We start from the raw sequence: 21,736 nt of genomic DNA, 5'->3' as shown, positions 1-21,736 counted from the left end.
CGTCAATTACAACGACGACCCGAGCGCGTAAAAAGTTATTTCAAATCACGGTTTATTAAATATGCCGCATAGCCGATGTATTTTTCCGCCGGGTTAATAGTAAGATACCCATGCTAAATATCGCTTAAATCTGTTACCAACAAATCAAATAAATAAATAGCATGAGCAAATACAAACGATACCGAACCTACTTACTCAATCGTTTTACCCAGCGATTGGCGAATATAAGAACCAGCACCCAATAACCCCGGTTTATCATGGGTAATCAGATACACAGGAATATCTTGCAAATAACTGGTAAATCGGCCTTTGCTTTCAAACCCTTGTCGGAACCCTGATTTTTGGAAGAAATCAAGGAAACGTGGGACGATCCCACCCGCGATATAGACGCCGCCGAATGCACCGATAGTTAGTGCCAAATTTCCGCCAAAACGCCCCAGTGCCGTACAGAAAAGCTCTAACGCACACTTGCAGGTAGGGCAGTTTCCACTCAGAGCGCGATCGGAGATATCGCGAGGGGTAAGCTCTTCTACGGGCTGATTATTTAGTTTTGTCAGCGAACGATAAATATTCACTAACCCAGGCCCGGAAAGAATACGTTCAGCGGAGACATGACCATATTCTTCTCTTAATACGCCTAGCATATGGTCTTCTTCCGCATTGTCTGGTGCAAAATCCACATGACCGCCCTCACCGGGCAGGCTTATCCACTGATTTCCAGTATGAATAAGATGCGCAACTCCCAATCCTGTACCTGCACCATAAACCGCGATTGGGCGCTTAGCTTGAGGTTGCTTACCGCCAATCTGAATCACATTATTTTCGCCCAGAACCGGAATGGCGAGGGAGACGGCGGTAAAATCGTTAATTACTTCAAAACGCTCCCAGCCAAGAGACGCTTTCATTTGGCTGACGGAAAACCGCCAACTGTGATTGGTCATGCTGATGACATCATCCGTTACCGGACAGGCAATGGCGATGCAGCCATAATTGACTTCACAGTTCTGCTGTTTCAGGTACTGGCGGATAACAATTTCAAGCGATGCATAATATGCACAAGGATAGAATTCGACAGCGCTTAGTTGCCCAGTATCCACATCACATAATGCCAGTCGTGCATTTGTACCACCGATATCGCCTACCAGAGCATAAGTTGTCATGGTGTTTCTCCTTAAGTCTTACGGAAATGGTCTATATCCTAATGAACCGGTTACAACTTGAATTGAGAGGATTTTACACAAGGTCGGGCACAAAGGCCGCATAAAAATGTATCGATATTGGTGTCGATGCCTTATATCGACAAGAGAGGCGATATAAGGCTATCGGTTCAATTTAACCCAAGACCTCGCAGGCCGATGGTGTTTAAGTCAGCAGGAGTAAAGCGTTTTCTCCACTCCTTTTCATAGTCTTCACGGGGAAAATCTGCCGGAGATGTGCCGTTTTCAAGTGCTTCCACGACTTTATGCGCATAAGCCAGATTTCTGTCACACAGAGGTGCAGCGGGGATATACATCACATTTCCCCAACCTTGCTGATTTTCCACTGGAGCAACCGAGTGAATAAGATCGCAGTGCCACCAGACAGAATCTCCTGCTTGTAGTGGAGGAATACTGCATAATCCATGCATGAGGTGAGGGTGCCATTTTTCGGAGGCGGGTAACGCCTTGCCGGGGGTAACTCCGCAAAGTTCATCGTCAGATACATCATTGAGCAAAGGTCGTAACAGCAGATAGGCCATCGCTTCTGGAATAGGGACTACATGCAGAAGCCCCTGATTTAGAGCCATATCTGACAGCGCTGTCCAACCCTGAAATGTGCGAAAAACCGAGCATCGGGTTACGTTATCCAACTGGTATTCATTGATATCAGGGCGATACGCAGCATCCCAGGGATCGTATTCGGCAAAGCGATTATTGAAAATATTTTGGAATACTTTTTGATAAGCAGGATGCAGCCAACGCTCTAACGCTCCAGAATCAGTATGCGCACCAAGCCCTGTGGAAGTCGTACCCGGCGGTCTGCGACGAATGCGGTCGGGGTAAATAATACTGATATCAGGCTCAAACCAACGTTTTCCTGTTGATTCAAATTTCCATAGGCGATTGAGAAAAGATTGCACCTGCGCAATTTCTTCACTCTGTCGGGCCTGCATCTGTGCCTGAGACCAGTAAATAGGATAAATTTCTGGACGAGATGCTTCAAGGTTGCCGAAATAGCTATCCCCCTCGCTTTGATAAATACCATCAAAATTATTCAACTTAAGGTAATTAAGCATGGATTTATCCCAAGCTATTGCGGTATCACGGGGAAAATTTTGCCTGACAACCAAACATCCACGACGTTTAATTTTTTGTATCGTTTCTGCGGTTATTCGGTCTTCTACTAGATCACGCCATTGGATTTCAGGCCAGGCACTGCCCGTATTTTTTACATCTTCGCGAGCTGTGGCCAGCTCTTTTTCTATTTTGTCACAGACTTGAGTGAATAAGCTTTCGATATCCCCGATTTGGTTGCGCATAGCTTGCTTCATCCGGCGGATATTTTGGTGGTAATCATCAGGAAAGGTGGTAGAGATAAAAGATGTCTTCATGGCAGATCCTCTTTTTTAGGAAGGGAGAATTACTGATTAATCCGACGCAGAATGCTATTTTCAGGTACAACACTTAATAACAATAGCATCGCCAATGAAATGATTGTCAATGATGCGGCGATCAGTGCTTTTTTCTCCTGATAAGTGACCTCAGTGACATTTTTGAGCGTATTTTAGTTCTCATCCAGTTCGCCTTAATTAACCATTTAATGATCGTAAAAAGCGACTATTGTTTTGTTTTTTAGTTAACATAATTTCTTCTTGTGATACAGAGAAACGGACATTACATAATGTTTTTAGTTTAAACTAAACGATTATTATAAATATAGCGTTTCTTCACATTGTTTATTAATTAAATAATAGTTAAAAGGAGTAACTAATAAATATTAATGTGATTAACATTGGGAATGGGTTAGTGATAAAAAATATGGTTACTGCGAAAAAAATATCAACTGAAGTTAGTATGCTATACTTTATTGAAGGCCATGTTTTTATTTTATTCCTATTTTTATAAAAATAGGGAGAGGTAAAATATCTCCAGCCAAAGTAAATGAGGTGGAAAGTTTGTTAAAAAACAAGCCGTTCTGGATGAAAGGATGATCCTTATTTATAATAATGGAATTTAAGTTTTTATTTTTTATTCAGAGGATTTATTCTGTTTATAGGGTAATTGATATTCTGGATTTTTATGGTAATGCCTTAAATGTCAATATAATATAATTTTCATTGGCTTTCTATTACTGTATTTGAAGACTAGAGAAATGCAGAACATTCGATTAATATGGTTGAGAATATCAATAAAAATCAAGTTTCAATCGGGTTTTTTATTTAATTTCCTATATCAAAGATATGTTGGATGTTATTGAAAGGTAAATTTATACAATATTAAATATTCTATTGATAAACTAGATAATATTTTTGCTATTTATTTTTTCCATAAATAAAATGCATATTTTACATTAGGGAAATAAAAAACTACAATTATACAAACAAATCAAAGCCTCATCAAAAAATTTGTGATTATCTCTTGATTCTCATCTCTGATTCACTGGATAATCATCCGCTTCAAATTTTCTCACCGTTTTTTTGCCTCAAGAGCCAAACGATTGCGCAAGCGAGTGGCTGAACCTACAAGTACAGCATGGATTTTTGTTTTCTTGAAATGTAATCGTTTTCGTTAGGTAAAGTGGGGGGAGATATGGCAATAGATTTTTCAACGCGAACAATACAAGAGTAGGGGAAAAATATGTCTGGTATGCAGGCACCAACTCAATGCAAACTCGATAAGTATTTTAAGATTACTGAACGTGGATCGACAGTACGTCAGGAAGTGCTCGCTGGATTAACGACGTTTTTGGCGATGGTCTATTCCGTTATTGTGGTGCCGGGGATGCTTGGACAAGCCGGATTTCCTCACACTGCAGTATTTATTTCTGTCTGTTTGGTGACAGGGTTCGGGTCATTATTGATGGGGCTGTGGGTTAATCTGCCAATGGCGATTGGTAGCGCCCTTTCGTTAGCTGCATTTACAGCGTTCAGCCTGGTTTTGGGGCAGCAAGTGAGTGTTCCCGTGGCACTTGGTGCGGTTTTTCTGATGGGATGCCTGTTTACGGTGATTTCAGTGACAGGCGTACGGGCATGGATATTGCGCAATATACCAATGGGTATTGCACATGGGGCGGGTATTGGTATTGGATTGTTCTTGTTGCTGATTGCTGCTAACGGGGTCGGACTGGTGATTAAGAATCCACACGTAGGTTTGCCCGTTGCTTTCGGCTCATTGAGCGCATTTCCCGTGATTATGACGTTATTGGGTTTGGCCGCAACTATCGGTCTGGAACGGAAGAAAATACGCGGTGGTATTGTGCTGGTAATTATCGCTATTTCAATTATCGGCTTGATTTTCGACCCAGCCGTGAAATATCAAGGATTCTTTAAATTACCCTCACTGGGAGACGATGGTCTGTCCCTAATGTTCAGCATGGATATTATGGGGGCTTTACAACCTGCTGTATTACCCAGTCTTTTGGCATTGATAATGACAGCGATATTTGATGCGACCGGTACGATTCGTGCAGTGGCAGGGCAGGCCAATCTGCTGGATAAGAGGGGGCAGATTATCAGTGGGGGCAAGGCATTGACTGCTGATTCTGTCAGCAGCATTTTTGCTGGGGTGATCGGTTCTTCTCCAGCCTCCGTTTATATTGAATCTGCGGCAGGCACTGCTGCTGGTGGTAAAACCGGTTTAACTGCTTCAGTAGTTGGTGTTTTGTTCCTGTTTATACTGTTTCTGTCTCCATTGTCTTATTTAGTACCTGCTTATGCTACAGCTCCTGCTCTGATGTATGTTGGATTATTGATGCTGAGTAACGTGCGGAAGCTGAACTTTGATGATTTTGTTGATGCTATGTCTGGCTTGTTGTGTGCGGTGTTTATTGTACTGACTTGCAACATAGTGACAGGCATTATGTTGGGTCTCAGTGTGTTGGTTGTTGGACGTATTTTCTCTGGTGAATGGCGTAAACTGAATATTGGTACAGTTATTCTTGCCATTATCTTGGCTGTGTTTTATGCCGGAAATTGGGCTATTTGATTGAAAAAAATGCGCAATCGGTTAAAGATTGCGCATTCCCTCCGCCATCAGATATCTGTAAAAATCTGTTAATTTTTCAGCATACCCTTGCCGATAAAGTATAAAATAGATAAATGGCTTGCTGGTCATTGATTCACAATGTGATTGTTTTTTGATTTTCTTTAATAACTTTAATATTTATGGTTATTAGCGCTGTTATTGGCAGGAAAAAAAAGTCACAATCTTTTCACCGACGGATTTTTGGCAATTTGTAAGGGTAACATGGAAATATTCTTTACTATCTTGATCTTGATTTTGGTGGTGTCAGTTTCTGGTGTTCTTACTAAAATGATTCCTTTCCGTATCCCCTTGCCCATAGTACAAATAGCAATGGGAGCGTTGCTGGCCTGGCCTCATTTTGGTTTACACGTTACTTTCGATCCTGAACTATTCCTCGTTTTACTTATCCCTCCCTTGTTGTTTGTTGATGGTTGGAAAACACCTACCAGAGAGTTTTTCCAGCATGGGCGTGAAATCTTTGTCCTCGTTTTAGTGTTGGTATTGGTGACAGTTGTCGGTATTGGCTACTTCATTTACTGGTTACTGCCGAGTGTCCCACTGATTGCTGCTTTTGCACTGGCGGCGGTGTTATCACCAACCGATGCGGTTGCATTATCATCGATTGTTGGAAAAGGGCGTATCCCTAAAAATATGATGAGTATACTGGAAGGGGAAGCATTGATGAATGATGCTTCGGGTCTGGTAGCTCTGAAATTCGCCGTGGCGATTGCCATGGGAACGATGGTTTTTACTGTCACTGGCGCAACGGTGGAATTTTTTAAAGTTGCGATTGGTGGGTTGTTGTCAGGTATTGCTATCACATGGTTGTACAGTAAATCACTGCGTCTGATGAGCCGTTGGAGTGGGGATGATCCTGCAACGCAAATCGTGTTCATGATGTTGTTGCCGTTTGCCTCCTACATGATTGCTGAACATATCGGTGTATCCGGCATTTTAGCGGCGGTTGCTGCGGGTATGACTATCAGTAAGGCGGGAGTGATCCGCAATGCACCATTGGATATGCGTCTGCGTGCCGATAATGTATGGGGAATGCTGGCCTTTGTTTTCAATGGCCTTGTTTTCATCATGCTGGGGCTGCAATTGCCGGGGATCTGGGAAACTTCTGTGGCTCAGGCAGATCTTGATCCGAATGTTGAAACCTGGATGCTATTCGCTGCCGTTGGGGTTATTTACGTTGCGTTGGTATTACTGCGATTTGTGTGGTTGTGGCTGATGAAAAATATCAGCAAGATCATGATGAAGAAGAAACCACTGGAGCTTGCTTCTTATACTACCCGTGAATTGTGGCTGGCTTCGTTTGCCGGTGTTCGTGGGGCAATTACACTGGCAGGTGCACTGTCTGTGCCGCTGTTCTTGCCTGATGGTGATCCGTTCCCTGCGCGTTATCAGTTGATTTTCATTGCTGCGGGAGTGATTTTGTTCTCCCTGTTTGTGGGTGTTATTGCGCTACCTTTGCTGCTGCGTGGCATGCAAGTAGGGGATAAGCAAGCAGATTTGAATGAAATCAGAATGGCAAAAGCAGCAATGGCTGAAGTAGCGATTGTCAGTATGAATAAGATGGAAGAGCGTTTGTCTGCCAGCACTGAAGAAAAGCTGGATGCTGAGGTCGTTAGTGAGATTGCTTCCCGAGTTACCGGTTACTTGCGGCGTCGCACAGCGGGTACGGATGAAACCGAACATAATCTTATGGTTGAAGAGTTGGAGCGTCGTTTCCGCTTGACGGCATTAAGAGCTGAACGAGGTGAGTTATATCATCTGCGTGCAACTCGTAAAATTAGTAATGAAACACTACAAACGCTGTTGCATGATCTTGATTTGCTGGAAGCGCTTTTAGTGGGAAAAGACCAATAAAAGTAGGAAAGATCAATAAACTATGTGGCTGTTAACGATCACAACTTTTTTATGGGCCGCTTCATTTAGCCTGATCGGTGCTTATCTCGCCGGTCAGGTTGATAGCTGGTTTTCTGTTTTGGTCAGGGTAGTTCTGGCTGCAATGGTATTTTTGCCATTTTTGCGTTGGCGTGGGTTATCGCTGAAAGTTATTTCTCTGTATATGGCCGTCGGCGCTTGTCAGCTTGGTGTGATGTATTTGTTTGTATTTCACGCTTATCACTATCTGACTGTGGCTGAATTTTTGCTGTTTACCATTATGACGCCGCTCTATGTCACATTGATTTATGATCTGATGGGACGTCGGCGATTGCGTTGGGGATATGCGCTAAGCTCTTTGTTGGCGGTGGTTGGGGCTGCGATTATTCGTTATGACCAACTCAGTGAATCTTTTTGGATTGGCTTGGTGTTAGTACAACTGGCGAATATTTTCTTTGCTATTGGTCAGGTTGGTTATAAGCGTTTGATGGAAGTCTATCCGATCCCACAACGAGTGGCGTTTTCATGGTTCTATCTGGGTGCTTGTGTTGTCGCCATTCTCGGTTGGTTGATGTTTGGTGATCCACAAAAATTACCGACAACTCAGTTACAATGGGGAGTCCTGATTTGGTTAGGCGTTGGGGCGTCCGGTATTGGCTATTTTATGTGGAACTATGGTGCGACTCAAGTAGATGCCGGAACACTGGCGATAATGAATAATATGCTGGTTCCGGCAGGGTTGTTGGTCAATTTTGCAATTTGGCAGCAGCATCCTAATTGGCTGAGTTTTACCATTGGAGGCAGTTTGATTGTTGCGTCCCTTTGGGTTCATCGTCTCTGGATACTGAAACCTGCTTCACAAACGGCAAGTTATCCACCGCGTGCTGGCGCGCCGAACGAATAAACGTATTAATGGCAGGTTGATGCTGCTCTCCTTCCCGGCTGGCAGCATACAATCTGCTCCATAATCCTTTCCCTAACGTTTTGGTTACTACCAAACCTTGTTTTTCGAATGTTTCTACTGCCCAATGCGGTAATGCCGCGATTCCCAGACGCGCTGCCACCATCTGGATCAACAAAAGGGTATTATCAACTGTTTTCAATGTCGGAGTGACATCTGCAGGCTGAAGAAAACGTCTCCAGATATCAAACCGGTGCTTCTGGACGGGGTAAATCAGCAGGGTTTCAGCGGCAAGATCTTGTGGATGGATATTGCGCTTATTTGCCAATGGATGATCCGGTGCAATCACCAGCTTCACTTCATAGTCAAACAGCGGAATATAATGCAGATTGCTATCCGCAATGATGTCAGATGTCAGAACAATATCCAGTTCCCGCTGTTGCAGCGCAGGCTGAGGATCAAACGTCACTCCTGATTTGAAATCCACGTTAACTTGTGGCCAACTTTCGCGGAAACGCCTGAGTGCTGGCGTTAGCCATTGAATGCAGCTATGACACTCAATAGCAATACGTAAGTTTGTCTGCTCTGGTTCATTACATTCATGCAGGGAAGCCGTGATTAACGGTAATACTTGTTCCGCCAGCCTTAATAACACTTCTCCTTGAGGGGTTAGTTGCAAAGGTTGGCTTTTGCGAATGAATAGCTTAAACCCCAGACGATGTTCTAATTCACTGAATTGATGAGAAAGTGCGGATTGTGTTTGATATAGATAATTTGCTGCTGCTGCCAACGACCCGCAATGGTTCAATGCCTGTAGTGTTTTTAAATGTTTTATTTCTATCATGAAAAACCTTCAAGATGATTATGAATAATTTGCGCTTGTGGTTTATACACTACCTGTTGATTATAGATGTGTAAACATCTAGACGGCTAAAATTTCACGGGTGACGACATGACAGTTTTGAATCATACATTGGGTTTTCCACGTATCGGCTTGAAAAGAGAGCTGAAAAAGGCGCAAGAAAATTATTGGGCAGACAAAATTTCTCAACAGGAATTGCTGGAAACAGGCCGTGAATTACGTGCTCGTCACTGGCAACAACAAAAAGAAGCGGGTGTTGATTTAGTCCCGGTCGGAGATTTTGCTTGGTATGATCAGGTATTGACCACCAGCTTATTACTGGGCAACGTTCCACCTCGCCATCAAAATGAAGATGGCAACATTGATCTAGATACTCTATTCCGTATTGCCCGTGGTCGTGCACCAACCGGTACGCCAGCGGCAGCTTCTGAAATGACCAAATGGTTCAACACAAATTATCATTATATCGTGCCTGAATTTCAGGAGGGACAGGAATTTAAACTGGGCTGGACTCAATTGTTGGATGAAGTGGATGAAGCTCTGGCATTGGGACATAAAGTAAAACCTGTTCTTTTGGGGCCTGTGACCTATTTATGGCTTGGTAAGGTAAAAGGCAAAGTTTTTGATCGCCTATCTTTATTAGCCGACATCCTTCCGGTATACCAGCAAGTGTTGGCAGAATTGGCAAAACGTGGCATTGAATGGGTACAAATTGATGAGCCAGCGCTAGTACTTGAACTTCCAGAAGAGTGGCTTGCAGCGTTCTCGGTGGCTTATCAGGCACTTGAAGGGCAGGCGAAACTGTTATTAACGACCTATTTCGATAGCATCGGCCATAATCTTACAACAATCAAATCGCTGCCAGTACAAGGGCTGCATGTTGATTTAGTAGCAGGACAAGATCCTCTTGAGAATTTGCATTCATCATTGCCAGAAAATTGGCTGCTTTCATTGGGTGTCATCAATGGTCGCAATGTTTGGCGAGCCGATTTGAGTGAAAAATACCAACTTGTTGCACCTTTGGTCGGTAAGAGAAACATCTGGGTCGGCACCTCCTGTTCATTGTTGCATAGCCCGATTGATTTGAATGATGAAACAGGATTGGATGAAGAAGTGAAGAGCTGGTTTGCTTTCGCATTGCAGAAATGTGCGGAGCTGTCTTTGCTGTCACAGGCACTGAATCCGCAAGAAGGAAGTAAGCAGGCTGAATTGGATGCTTATAGTGCCCCAATTCGTGCCCGCCGTAGTTCCACGAGGGTTAATAATCTGACGGTTGCTGAGCGCATTGCTGCGATCAAGCCACAAGATAGTGAGCGTAATCAATCCTATCCTGAACGGGCTAAACTCCAGCGTGAGCGTTATAAACTGCCATTGTGGCCAACAACAACCATCGGTTCATTCCCGCAAACAACGGAAATTCGTGGTTTACGACTCGATTTCAAAAAAGGCCGAGTGGATAGTACTTATTACCGAACCAACATTAGCGAGCATATCAAACAGGCAATTCAAGAACAGGAACGTCTTGGATTGGATGTGCTGGTGCATGGTGAAGCTGAGCGTAACGACATGGTGGAATATTTTGGTGAGTACTTTGACGGTTATGTATTCACTCAAAATGGTTGGGTACAAAGTTACGGTTCCCGTTGCGTGAAGCCACCCGTCATCATTGGTGATATTAGCCGCCCAGAAGCGATCACTGTAGATTGGGCGACATATGCGCAATCTTTGACGGATAAACCCGTAAAAGGCATGTTAACGGGGCCGGTGACGATCCTCTGTTGGTCATTCCCAAGAGAAGATGTCAGCCGTGAAACCATCGCGAAACAAATTGCGCTGGCCCTACGTGATGAAGTTGATGATTTACAGAAAGCAGGCATTGGTATCATCCAGATTGATGAACCTGCACTGCGTGAAGGATTACCGTTACGCAGAGAAGAATGGCAGGCGTATTTGGAGTGGGCGGTGGATGCCTTCAAGTTGAGTGCCGCAGTTGCGGAAGATGATACCCAAATCCATACTCATATGTGTTATTGCGAGTTCAATGACATCATGCCGTCCATTGCAGCACTGGATGCGGATGTGATCACTATCGAAACCTCTCGTTCGGATATGGAGCTATTAGATTCATTCGAAGATTTTTCATACCCGAATGAGATCGGGCCTGGTGTGTATGATATTCACTCACCAAATGTGCCAAGTGTTGAATGGATTGAAGCGTTATTGCGTAAAGCGGCTGACCGTATCCCCGTTGAACGCTTATGGGTAAACCCAGATTGCGGTCTGAAAACCCGAGGTTGGATAGAAACCAGACAAGCATTGGCAAACATGGTAGAAGCTGCAAAACACCTGCGTTCTTCAGTGAATAATTAATCTTACAAAGCCCGCCACAGTGGATGAAATGTGGCGGGCGAAACAGGTTATTTACCCGATAGCTTATCTTTTAGCAGGCTCATACCAATCGATTTTAAATCCAGATTTTTTGGCACTTCACCGTTTGGCGTCACCTTATCGATTAAATTCGGTAAATGTTTGGATAGCAAAGAAGACGCTTCATCGGGATTTATTCCAATTTTTTCTGCTAATTGCTGGATAGTTGAAGAACCGAAGATAGAAGAAAGTTGATCAGCATGAATAGGTAAATTTTCTCCTGAACCAATCCACGAATGGATCGTGCCATCCATCCCTTGCTGGGAAAATTTTTCAATGACTCCGTTTATTCCTCCCTGACCTTCAACCCAATCCATTATATGCTGGAATTGCTGATTTTTACTGCCATTCAGTATATTGGCGATTTGATCGAAAAAGCCCATCGTCGTTCTCCTCTTATTGGTGTTTATTGGCTTAATCAGATAAAGCACTCAGTTAGGTACGTTTACAGGAATAAAACAGTAGAAATATTATGAGATAAAGATGAATAACAGATTTAATTATTACAGTAGCACAATATTTCAAATGCACCTCAGATTAAGGATTCGAGTATTTAGCTATCAAGTAGTTTCGTTTATGTTATTCACACTGTTGTGTGAAAAATTTCTCCTGCTGATATATTTAAAAAATTATTAAATTCAAATGGTTGATTCAATTTTGTCTTGCAAAAGATTAATCTTGAATGTGATATCCATCGTTTTTTTGTGAAATTATCTATGTGAAGATTAAAAAGGTAACAAATTGTCATACAACACCAGGGAACCTCATGAATAATTCAATACAAAAAATAGGGGTTATAGGGCTGGGAGCGATGGGAATGGGTATCGCACAGTCTTTAATAAGAGCAGGTATTCCAACTTATAGTTTTGATTTAAAATTGAATTCTTTCAAAAACTCAAGCTGGTAGAAGCAATAGGGGAATCTTGGAGGCTATATAAGGGCAATTAACCATTATGGCTTCTGAGTTCCCTGAATCGCTTGAACAGCTCAATCCGGTTTTCTATATGAAAGTAGAATTCCTGTAATTGTCTAGGGTTAATAATTTTACCAGGGAAAGTAATGACCATTAAATTGGGAGTGATTGCTGATGATTTCACCGGAGCAACAGATATTGCCAGTTTTATGGTACAAAACGGCTGGCGGGTTATCCAATTATTGGGGATACCCGATGACAATACTCCCATTCCATATGATGTAGATGTTGTTGTGATCAGTTTGAAGAGTCGTTCTTGCCCTGTTGATGAAGCGATTGAAACTTCTTTGAAGTCCTGTCTATGGTTACGACATAAGACTGGTTGCCAACAACTGTTTTTCAAATATTGTTCAACCTTTGATTCCACATCGGAAGGCAATATTGGTCCTGTTATAGATGCTTTGATGGATGAACTCCAAGTTGATATCAGTCTGATTTGTCCCGCCCTCCCCATTAACGGAAGGACAGTGGTACATGGGCACCTATTTGTTAATGGACAATTATTGAACGAAAGTGGCATGCAGTACCATCCTGTTACTCCAATGAAAGATGCCAATTTACTGAGATTGATCGAGCAGCAATCAAAAGGATTGGCGGGTTTAGTCAATCTTAACGATGTCCGCCAAGGAACATCGGCTATTTGCCATCAATTGGAGTCATTGCGCCAGAGTGGCATTCGTTATGCGGTAGTCGATGCCATGAGCATGGAGGATTTATTACTGATTGCTCAAGCTGCATCAGACATGGTTCTGGTTACGGGGGGATCAGGTCTCGGAGCCGCACTTGCCAGCCACCATACAGGACAAACTCCCGTAGACTCGATAATGGTAAATACTCCACCAGCCAGAGGTCGAAGGACTGTTATTCTCTCGGGAAGTTGCTCCACTATGACAAATAAACAAGTTATTGAGTATAAAAAAGTAGCTCCTGCTAAGGCATTAAATGTGGAGGAATGTCTCAACAACTCCGAATATTCCAGTCAGTTGACAGAGTGGGTCATGCAACAATCCACGAATGATTTGGCACCGATGTTGTATGCTACACAGCCTCCTGAGTTATTAAATTTGATTCAGCAGCAGTATGGAGCGATAAAAGTGAGTAAGGCTGTTGAACACATCTTTGCTGATATTGTTAGGAAACTGAAGCAACAGGGATTTAATACTTTTATTGTGGCTGGCGGAGAAACTTCCGCGCAGGTTGTGCAAAGTTTAGAAATACATCAATTCACTATTGGTGCATCTATTGCTCCAGGCGTTCCGTGGGTATATGACCCACAGAGTGATTGTTGGCTAGCATTAAAATCAGGTAATTTTGGTGAGGTGGACTTTTTTCGATATGCACAGGGATATCGAAAGAAATTCGTTACCTAAAGTAATAATGAGAATTATTTATGTCTAAGTTTGCAGCAAATTTGAGTGTCATGTTTACCGATGCTCCGTTTACTGAACGTTTCGCTCGGGCTGCAAGCGCGGGTTTCAAAGGTGTTGAATACTTGTTTCCTTATGAAGAGTCAGTGAGGAAGCTTGCCGTATTGTTGAAGAAACATCAATTGACTCAAGTATTGTTCAATATGCCCGCTGGAGATTGGTATTCAGGTGACAGAGGAATGGCTTGTTTACCCGGACGAGAGAAAGAGTTTGCTGAAGGAGTACATCAGGCACTGGAATACGCCTTGGCATTAGATTGTAAACAAGTTCATGCGATGGCTGGAAAATTGGATGGGAAGTTTACACAAGAGCAACAACGTGAGTGCTATATCAAAAATATCCAGTATGCAGCGGATGTGATGGTTGAACATGATATTAATGTATTAATTGAACCGATTAATATTCGCGATATGCCCGAGTATTTTCTGACAACACAGAAACAGGCTGAATTGTTATTGGAATTTATTGCCCGTAAAAATGTTTTTATTCAATTGGATCTTTACCATTGCCAGATTATGGAAGGTGATTTATTGCGAACTATAGAACGATTGTGGGGGAAATTCAGCCATATCCAAATTGCCTCAGTACCGGAACGTCATGAACCAGATAGTGGTGAGGTCAATTATTTTTGGTTGTTTAGAAAGTTGAATGAAATGGGATATCAAGGGTGGCTTGGATGTGAATATTATCCGGTAGGCCACACTGAAGAAGGACTTGGGTGGTTAAGAAAAGCCCGATTATGATTGTGCTGTAATGTAGTAGGAATGCTAATGAGCCCCCCAGAACGCAGAGATTTTATTTATCGCCACTTACATGAATATCGGACAGTTTCTATTGGCGCATTAGTTGAATTGCTGAATGTTTCTCATATGACTGTAAGGCGAGACATTCGTATTTTGGAAGATGAAGGTAAAGTGATTAGCATCATTGGAGGTATTCAGTTAAATGATGCTTTACGGCAGGAATTACCGTGGAATGAAAAAGCACTAATTAATCATAGACACAAGCGCGCACTTGGCAAATATGCTGCCTCATTGGTGAAAGATGGGCAGGTGGTTTATTTGGATGCAGGAACCACGACGTTTGAAATTGCCCAAGTATTAGCAGAGCGTTTCAACTTGACGGTTGTTACGAATGATTTTTCGATTACACATCATTTGATGGATAAGCCACAACTGAATTTGTTTCACACAGGTGGACAAGTGGATAAACGTAATTATTCCTGTGTTGGAAATACCGCAGCCATGGTATTGCGTACCTTGAATGTAGATATTGCATTTATTAGTAGCAGCTCATGGGATATTGAACATGGTATTTCTACTCCCCATGAGGAAAAAGTTTTTGTGAAACAAACCTTATTGGCTATTGCTCGCAGGAAAATACTGATTTCTGATAGTAGCAAGTATGGCAAATATGGCATGTTTCATGTTTGTCCACTCTCAAATCTAAATGACATCGTGTGTGATGGACAATTACCGATATCAGAACAACAACAGTTACAGGAAATAGGGCTGAAACTACATGTTGTTAATGTATAAGAATCATAAAAAATAAATTCTTACTTACAAAATAGTCCTAAGAGACTATGAAAGGGGAACTTTAGATGAAAATTATCATTACTGGTGGTGCTGGCTTTTTAGGCCAGCAGTTGGCTTTTGCTTTGCTTAAAAATAGTCATGGACTGAATTTTAATAAATTAATGCTAACTGATATCCAATGTCCAACTTCTCCTATCAACGATCCTAGAGTCCAATGTTTAGCAATGGATTTGACACAGAAAGATTCTATCGAAAATTTGATTGATGCAGAGAGTGATGTTTTATTTCATCTAGCAGCTATCGTCAGTAGCCACGCTGAACAAGATTTTGATATAGGAATGAGTGTCAATTTTGATGTAACTCGTGGCTTATTGGAATCTGCCCGTATCAAAAAATCATCACTGAAGTTTATTTTCACCAGTTCCTTGGCTGTATTTGGTGGTGAACTACCGGAAACAGTGACCGAATATTGTGCAGTTAACCCTCAATCTTCATATGGTACTCAAAAAGCAATGTGTGAATTGATGATTAACGATTATTCACGCAAAGGATATGTCGATGGACGAGCCCTTCGCTTACCGACTATTAGTGTTCGTCCCGGGAAACCCAATAGGGCAGTCTCTTCATTTGCAAGTGGCATTATTCGTGAACCATTGCATGGAGAACGTAGTGTTTGCCCAGTTTCTCGTGAGCTTGTATTGTGGCTGTCTAGCCCTGCGGTAGTCGTGCGTAATCTCATTCATGCAGCACAGATACCAGCAGAAAAATTTGCTCTTTCACGTATTGTAAACTTGCCGGGAATCAGCGTTACAGTACAGAGCATGATAGATGCACTGAATGAGGTGGTTGGCCAAAAAGCAGTGGATCTTATTCGTTTTGAATTAGATGAAAGAATTAATCGAATAGTGTCAAGTTGGCCGGGAAGTTTTGATATCAGCCGTAGTCTTACTTTGGGATTTACTTCCGATTTCTCATTCAGCGATACCATTCGTGCATTTATCGCCGATAATACAGATTGAAATGAGGTTTTATGATGGAGTTTTACATTCCAATTATTGGATTGGGAGTGGCGGTATTTACGCTGATTTTTTTGGTATTGCGTACTCGTGTTCACGTACTGATTGCTATGTTAATTGCTGCAATAATCGCTGGGATCTCTGGTGGTTTAACTATAAGCAATGTTGTTGAGGTGATCAGCAAAGGTTTTGGTTCGACATTAGGCAATATTGGCATTGTGATTGGATTGGGAAGCATGATGGGGAGGATATTGGAGGTTTCTGGTGCCACTGAGCGGATCGCCTATAGTTTGATTACATGGTTAGGTAAAAAGCGCGAAGAATGGGCGTTGGCGATCACCGGTTATATTGTCAGTATCCCTATATTTGTTAATTCGGCTTTCGTGATCCTTTATCCGCTGGTGAGAGCATTAGCAAAGAAAGGCAAACGAAATGTATTGACGCTGGGAGTCGCATTGGCAGGAGGGTTGGTCGTCACTCACCATATTGTTCCGCCAACTCCAGGGCCGCTCGGTGTGGCCGGAATATTTGGGGTAAGTGTAGGCAAAATGATGCTGGTAGGTATGATACTGGCTATTCCATGCGTTGTTGGTATTACCTATTATGCGAAATGGTTGGGAACTAAATATCCTGAATATCAATTTGCTGAGACACAAGAAAATTTGCAGCAAATTCATCAGCATTATATGGAAGAAAAATCTAATAAATCGTTACCGAGCCTGTTTCTTTCTCTTCTGCCAATTGTTGTGCCTATTGTTCTGATTTTCGTTAATGTCATTAGTGGATTGATATTGAAAACTGATGCATTTGCCGGAAAGGAACATTATTTCTATTTTCAGGCCATTAATTTCCTTGGCTCACCCATTATCGCACTGGCAATCAGCGTTTTGTTGGCAGTTTATACACTTATGCCAAAAGTCAGTAAACATGAGGTGATTGAACATTTGGAGACAGGCTTACAAACGGTGGGCATTATTTTGTTGGTATCAGGGGCTGGTGGAGCATTAGGCGCCGTATTAAACGAAAGTTCGACAGGGACGATATTGGCGGAATATGTTGCTAGCTTGCCAATAACACCTGTCTTGATCCCATTTACCATCGCAACGCTAATACGCATAATCCAAGGTTCTGGCACTGTGGCAATGATTACCGCAGCCTCAATTTCGGCTCCTGTTATCAAGCATATACCCGATATTAATATGTTAGTCGCAGCTCAGGCTGCGGTGATGGGAACACTGTTTTTCAGTTATTTCAACGATTGTTTTTTCTGGGTGGTTAACCGGATGATGGGGATAAAAGACGCGAGGCAACAAATTATTGTCTGGTCAATACCTACAACAATCGCTTGGGCGATTGGGCTGTGCGGTATATTGCTTCTTAACCTTATCATATAAGTGATGCAATTGCGCTCTGTAGTACTCACTGTGTAGTAAAGGCATAGTAATAGTGTAGTAAAGGGAGCTTTTTGTTTGTGGGCTTTGTGAGTACCCTTCGAATATTGTTTCCATTTCAGCTATATACTCACAACATTCTTTCCCTTTTTTATTGTGATTTAAATCACATTTATATGTATGTGTTTCTTTTTTAGGTTAATTAAGAGTGATTTTAATCACTAAAAAATGTCAGAGTATTTATTAAACTTAGGTATTCATTTTTTTATTTTTGAATCACGTCCGTTGAGGAGTTTGATATGTCTGATGTATTTCATTTAGGTATCACCAAAAGCGACCTGCAAGGCGCAACTCTGGCGATCGTTCCTGGCGATCCTAACCGTGTTGAGAAAATCGCGAGATTGATGAATAACCCAGTACATCTGGCTTCCCATCGCGAATTTACAACATGGCGCGCAGAAATTGATGGAAAAGCCGTTATTGTCAGCTCTACAGGTATTGGTGGCCCCTCAACGTCGATTGCGGTAGAAGAGCTGGCGCAATTGGGAATTCGTACCTTCTTGCGTATTGGAACGACGGGTGCGATCCAACCTCATATTAATGTAGGGGATATACTGGTTACGACAGCCGCCGTTCGTTTGGATGGTGCCAGCTTGCATTTTGCGCCAATGGAGTTCCCGGCAGTGGCTGATTTTGAGTGTACGAATGCATTGCATGCAGCAGCGAAGGCATCCGGTTCTGTTACTCACGTCGGTGTGACAGCCTCTTCCGATACTTTTTATCCGGGCCAGGAACGCTACGATACATACTCAGGTCGTGTTGTTCGTCGCTTCCAAGGCTCTATGAAAGAGTGGCAGGAAATGGGTGTCATGAACTTTGAGATGGAATCAGCAACCTTGTTGACTATGTGTGCAAGCCAAGGATTGCGTGCTGGCATGGTAGCTGGTGTAATTGTTAACCGTACTCAACAGGAAATTCCAGATACTGAGCTGCTGAAGAAAACAGAAAGCAACGCGTTAGGAATTGTTGTTGAAGCTGCCCGCCGACTGCTATAACAACTTCCACCAAGAGCCAGAGTATTCTGGCTCTATTGTTTACACGATCTTTCCTTCCTTTCATTCTAAAATCTGATAATGTCATAACGTTTTGTGCTAATAATATTTCAATCACAACAAGAGTGACTATGACCACAACATTACTATCTCATCCTTCACTACTTCCTTTGAATGGCGGCATTAACTTTCGTGATTTAGGTAATAAAACACTTAATAATGGGGCTAAGATCAAATCAGGGTTGCTATTTCGTTCCGGATCATTGGACAGATTGACAGAAAATGATCAATCTTTTTTGGTCGACCAAAATCTATTCCAGATTATCGATTACCGTGATAATAGCGAAATAATAGATAAACCAGATCAGATATGGCACGGGGCGCATTATCATCATGCTCCAGCAAACCCGCTTTCCAAAGAAGTGGATGCCAATCTGGATAAGTTAGATAAAGAAATACTGGAGCAATTTGATGCAAAAGTATTTATGTCACGTCTATACGAGTTGTTACCCATAAACAACCCAGCTTATAAGACTCTGGCTACGTTATTGCTGCAACCAGAGAAAGGTGGAATTGTACAACACTGTGCGGTCGGTAAAGACAGAACGGGAGTTGGTTCTGCTCTGGTTTTGCTGGCATTAGGTGCTGATTTGGATATGGTAATGGAAGACTATTTATTGACCAATATTACGTTGGCCCCGTACCGAGATTATTTGTTGAATGAACACGCAAAAGTGATGAATGAAAGAGTGGTTGAACAATTTGCTTATGTTTATTCCGTCAGAGAAGAATTCTTACTGACTGCACTAAATAGCATTAACCAGCATTACGGTAGCGTGGATATATGGCTGGAAAAAGATATCGGGCTCAATATTGTCGCGCGTGAAAAATTACAAGATTATTTTCTTGAGTAAAAATATTAGGTTAGCATTGATTTATGTCCCTGATGCTAACCTATGATACGTACTGATTAACACAGGAAAGACTAATGTGAACCTGCATGAAATCATCGAATTGGTCACAGACTTTGTAAAAGCCCATGAAGCTTGGGCAATCCCCATTATTTTTCTGCTAGCATTTGGCGAATCTCTAGCATTTATATCTCTATTATTGCCAGCGACGATAATTTTATTGGGGCTAGGAGCATTGATTGGTGAAAGTGGATTGAATTTCTGGCCAATATGGATAGCCGCAGCAGCTGGCGCTTTTTTTGGAGATTGGTTCTCTTATTGGTTTGGTTCCCACTACAAAGAAAATGTTGGCAAGATGTGGCCGCTTTCTCGTCATCCACAAACATTGGTTCGTGGTCATCGATTCTTCGAACGCTGGGGAGTATGGGGTGTTTTCATTGGGCGATTTTTTGGCCCATTTAGGGCTGTTGTGCCGCTGGTGGCTGGAATTTGCGCTATGCCGAAGCGTTATTTTCAGCTCGCCAACTTAGCTTCTGCATTGCTCTGGGCATTCGGTATTTTGGCTCCGGGCGCTTTTGGTCTGCACTGGTTAGCAGAATGGATGGGGTAATTGCGAGCCGCTTTGCAAACTGAAAGAAACTCATTAAATAATCTGGACATCTATACAGCATCTATTTAACTTACATTGAGACATCATGAACCGGAACAATTAACCGGAATGAAAGTCAGCGACAATGAAGTAAGCGAGGGTGTATAGGTGGATATCCAGTGGTTATATATGCTGATTGGTGGTTTAAGTGGATTGCTGGGCGGAGGGCTCTTCGTTTGGCTTTCCATTCATCAGCGGCTCCAACAAAAAGAGCAGGATCTGCGTGAATTACATAGTCAATTGGCCGTCAGCCATGAAAAACTGGAACAATCTCACTATTGGCGTACTGAATGTGAACAACTAAACCAAGAATTATTGGCCCAGCGAGAAATTAATAGTGTGCAGGAAGTCGAATTGCGAGAATTGAGCACTCGGCTTGAAGAAAGCAGACTGACCGCTGAGGAAAAACAACGTTTGCTGATTAACAGTGAACAGCGCTTAAATACCCAATTTGAAAATCTCGCCAACCGTATTTTTGAGCAAAATCGGCTTCGTACTGACGAATATAGTCGCCAAAATATCAATAATATTTTGATGCCATTTCGTGAACAACTTGAAGGGTTCCGTCGTCAGGTACAAGACAGTTTTGGTCAAGAAGCTCGTGAACGCCACACTCTAACCTATGAAATTCGTAATCTTCAGCAACTTAATGTACAGATGGCAAAAGAAGCAATTAATCTTACTAAAGCCCTGAAAGGAGATAATAAAATGCAGGGTAATTGGGGAGAGATGGTATTAACGCGTGTTCTGGAGGCTTCCGGCCTACGTGAAGGCTATGAGTTTGATACGCAGGTCAATATTAAAGCTGAAAATAGTGAGCGTTTTCAGCCTGATGTGATTGTGCATTTACCACAGGGAAAAGATGTAATTATTGATGCCAAAATGTCTTTGGTTGCTTATGAACGTTATTTCAACAGTAATGACGAAGAGCAACAAGCACAGGCATTACAAGAGCATATTAACTCGGTAAAAGGGCATATACGTGGTCTGGGGCGGAAAGATTACCAGCAATTACCTGGTATGCTGTCACTGGATTATGTTTTGATGTTTATCCCAGTGGAACCCGCTTATTTAGTGGCACTTAATCAGGCTCCTGAGTTACTTGATGAAGCCTTGAAACATAATATTATGTTGGTCAGTCCATCCACATTGCTGGTTGCTGTACGTACTATCAATAACCTTTGGCGTTATGAATATCAAAGCCAAAATGCCCGGTTAATTGCCGATAAAGCAGCAAAGATGTACGACAAAATGCGGCTGTTTGTGGATGATATGCAAGGATTGGGGCAAAGCCTCAACAAAGCACAGGCAAGTTACGATTTAGCCATGAAAAAGCTGGTGGATGGGCGAGGCAACCTGATCAGTCAGGCCGAAGGATTTCGCAATTTAGGTGTAGATGTGAAACGCCCTATTGATCCAGAATTGATTGATAAATCTTGCCAATCGCTACAGGTTAATGAGTGAAGTCTGGATAGGG

At 42.4% G+C, this 21,736-nt stretch carries 17 protein-coding genes and 1 pseudogene; 14 read left to right on the top strand and 4 right to left on the bottom strand.

Going from position 1 to position 21,736, the window contains the following annotated elements; genetic code table 11:
- Positions 1-191: 191 nt before the first annotated feature.
- Together glk and Xhom_RS15850 are read right to left on the bottom strand one after the other, a co-directional pair.
- Positions 192-1,160, bottom strand: coding sequence for a glucokinase (gene glk / locus Xhom_RS15855; RefSeq protein ID WP_069318074.1), 969 nt, complete (start codon positions 1,158-1,160; stop codon positions 192-194).
- A 167-nt stretch (positions 1,161-1,327) separates the two neighbouring features.
- Positions 1,328-2,590: a DUF1479 domain-containing protein gene (locus Xhom_RS15850; RefSeq protein ID WP_069318075.1), complete on the bottom strand. Its 1,263-nt coding sequence runs from the start codon at positions 2,588-2,590 to the stop codon at positions 1,328-1,330.
- Positions 2,591-3,836: 1,246 nt separating this feature from the next.
- On the opposite strand from Xhom_RS15850, the gene Xhom_RS15840 reads away from it, so the two are divergent.
- The 3 genes from Xhom_RS15840 (at position 3,837) to Xhom_RS15830 (ending at position 8,016) form a co-directional block, all read left to right on the top strand.
- On the top strand, positions 3,837-5,183 hold the full coding sequence (locus tag Xhom_RS15840; protein ID WP_069318076.1) for an NCS2 family permease: 1,347 nt from the start codon (positions 3,837-3,839) through the stop codon (positions 5,181-5,183).
- A 261-nt stretch (positions 5,184-5,444) separates the two neighbouring features.
- A complete protein-coding gene (locus tag Xhom_RS15835) occupies positions 5,445-7,094 on the top strand; it encodes a Na+/H+ antiporter (RefSeq protein ID WP_069318077.1) in 1,650 nt (549 codons plus the stop codon).
- A gap of 22 nt (positions 7,095-7,116) precedes the next feature.
- Positions 7,117-8,016, top strand: a complete 900-nt coding sequence (locus Xhom_RS15830; protein WP_069318078.1) for a carboxylate/amino acid/amine transporter — start codon at positions 7,117-7,119, stop codon at positions 8,014-8,016.
- On the opposite strand, the gene metR is transcribed toward Xhom_RS15830, so the two are convergent.
- Positions 7,901-8,857, bottom strand: a complete 957-nt coding sequence (gene metR / locus Xhom_RS15825) for an HTH-type transcriptional regulator MetR (protein WP_071933900.1) — start codon at positions 8,855-8,857, stop codon at positions 7,901-7,903. The two genes, Xhom_RS15830 and metR, sit on opposite strands and share 116 nt — an antisense overlap.
- A gap of 108 nt (positions 8,858-8,965) precedes the next feature.
- Here metR and metE point away from each other — a divergent pair, with 108 nt between their 5' ends.
- Positions 8,966-11,245, top strand: a complete 2,280-nt coding sequence (metE, locus tag Xhom_RS15820; RefSeq protein ID WP_069318079.1) for a 5-methyltetrahydropteroyltriglutamate--homocysteine S-methyltransferase — start codon at positions 8,966-8,968, stop codon at positions 11,243-11,245.
- Between the two features lie 47 nt (positions 11,246-11,292).
- Here metE and Xhom_RS15815 read toward each other — a convergent pair whose 3' ends face one another.
- Positions 11,293-11,685: a YidB family protein gene (locus Xhom_RS15815; RefSeq protein ID WP_069318080.1), complete on the bottom strand. Its 393-nt coding sequence runs from the start codon at positions 11,683-11,685 to the stop codon at positions 11,293-11,295.
- 383 nt (positions 11,686-12,068) lie between these two features.
- Between Xhom_RS15815 and Xhom_RS15810 the strand changes: the two are divergent.
- From Xhom_RS15810 to rmuC, 10 genes and pseudogenes are all read left to right on the top strand, one after another.
- Positions 12,069-12,176 (top strand): annotated as a pseudogene (locus tag Xhom_RS15810) (NAD(P)-binding domain-containing protein); the annotation flags it as partial.
- A 185-nt stretch (positions 12,177-12,361) separates the two neighbouring features.
- A complete protein-coding gene (gene otnK / locus Xhom_RS15805) occupies positions 12,362-13,645 on the top strand; it encodes a 3-oxo-tetronate kinase (RefSeq protein WP_069318081.1) in 1,284 nt (427 codons plus the stop codon).
- A gap of 20 nt (positions 13,646-13,665) precedes the next feature.
- A complete protein-coding gene (otnI, locus tag Xhom_RS15800) occupies positions 13,666-14,445 on the top strand; it encodes a 2-oxo-tetronate isomerase (protein ID WP_069318082.1) in 780 nt (259 codons plus the stop codon).
- Positions 14,446-14,472: 27 nt separating this feature from the next.
- Positions 14,473-15,240: a DeoR/GlpR family DNA-binding transcription regulator gene (locus Xhom_RS15795; RefSeq protein ID WP_069318083.1), complete on the top strand. Its 768-nt coding sequence runs from the start codon at positions 14,473-14,475 to the stop codon at positions 15,238-15,240.
- Positions 15,241-15,305: 65 nt separating this feature from the next.
- On the top strand, positions 15,306-16,259 hold the full coding sequence (denD, locus tag Xhom_RS15790) for a D-erythronate dehydrogenase (protein ID WP_069318084.1): 954 nt from the start codon (positions 15,306-15,308) through the stop codon (positions 16,257-16,259).
- An 11-nt stretch (positions 16,260-16,270) separates the two neighbouring features.
- Positions 16,271-17,650, top strand: a complete 1,380-nt coding sequence (locus Xhom_RS15785) for a GntP family permease (protein ID WP_084023255.1) — start codon at positions 16,271-16,273, stop codon at positions 17,648-17,650.
- A 296-nt stretch (positions 17,651-17,946) separates the two neighbouring features.
- Positions 17,947-18,702 carry a uridine phosphorylase gene (gene udp, locus Xhom_RS15780; RefSeq protein WP_069318085.1) on the top strand — a complete coding sequence of 252 codons (756 nt, stop codon included), beginning with the start codon at positions 17,947-17,949 and terminating at the stop codon, positions 18,700-18,702.
- Between the two features lie 128 nt (positions 18,703-18,830).
- Positions 18,831-19,613, top strand: coding sequence for a tyrosine-protein phosphatase (locus Xhom_RS15775; protein WP_069318086.1), 783 nt, complete (start codon positions 18,831-18,833; stop codon positions 19,611-19,613).
- A 76-nt stretch (positions 19,614-19,689) separates the two neighbouring features.
- Entirely contained in the window at positions 19,690-20,220 is a 531-nt protein-coding gene (locus Xhom_RS15770; RefSeq protein WP_069318087.1) for a DedA family protein, read from the top strand.
- 147 nt (positions 20,221-20,367) lie between these two features.
- On the top strand, positions 20,368-21,723 hold the full coding sequence (gene rmuC / locus Xhom_RS15765) for a DNA recombination protein RmuC (RefSeq protein WP_084023257.1): 1,356 nt from the start codon (positions 20,368-20,370) through the stop codon (positions 21,721-21,723).
- Positions 21,724-21,736 lie beyond the last annotated feature (13 nt).

The sequence above is a fragment of the Xenorhabdus hominickii genome (assembly GCF_002632725.1).
Classification (GTDB): Bacteria; Pseudomonadota; Gammaproteobacteria; order Enterobacterales; family Enterobacteriaceae; genus Xenorhabdus; species Xenorhabdus hominickii.
The sequence above is the reverse complement of the archived record's forward strand: the minus strand, read 5'-3'. Positions and strand labels throughout refer to the sequence as shown.